Origin of the sequence: Streptomyces fildesensis, assembly GCF_016107395.1 — a bacterium.
In the GTDB taxonomy this organism is placed as follows: Bacteria; Actinomycetota; Actinomycetes; order Streptomycetales; family Streptomycetaceae; genus Actinacidiphila; species Actinacidiphila fildesensis.
The window spans coordinates 1-283 of sequence record NZ_JAAIKO010000269.1 but is presented as its reverse complement, the minus strand read 5'-3'; the positions used below and the strand labels follow the sequence as shown (position 1 = coordinate 283).

General features: G+C 48.8%; 2 protein-coding genes. One reads left to right on the top strand and one right to left on the bottom strand.

The window, feature by feature from the left end:
* Window positions 1-194: hypothetical protein (locus C6N31_RS44945; RefSeq protein ID WP_232486375.1), on the bottom strand; the 194-nt coding region annotated here is incomplete at its 3' end.
* On the opposite strand from C6N31_RS44945, the gene C6N31_RS46470 reads away from it, so the two are divergent.
* On the top strand, window positions 117-283 hold a 167-nt coding region (locus C6N31_RS46470), incomplete at its 3' end, for a redoxin family protein (protein ID WP_368860204.1). The genes C6N31_RS44945 and C6N31_RS46470 overlap by 78 nt on opposite strands.

Below are 283 nucleotides of genomic sequence, written 5' to 3'. Positions count from 1 at the left end.
GTCCCATCTTTTCCGCCGCTTTCATTTCCAAATTCCATTTCCTCATTTCTCCGAGATAAAGAAGGCACGATCGAGGTCGTTCGATAAACATGGCACCAATCGGCGTAGGAGACGCGTTGCCGGACGGATCGCTTGCTTTCCTCGATGACCAAGGTCGTATCCAGCTGGTAAACATGCATTCCCTGGCTGCTCATAAGAAGGTAATAATCGTCGGAGTTCCCGGCGCCTTCACCCCTACTTGCAGTTTGAAGCATTTGCTAGGTTTTATTGAAAAAGAAGATGC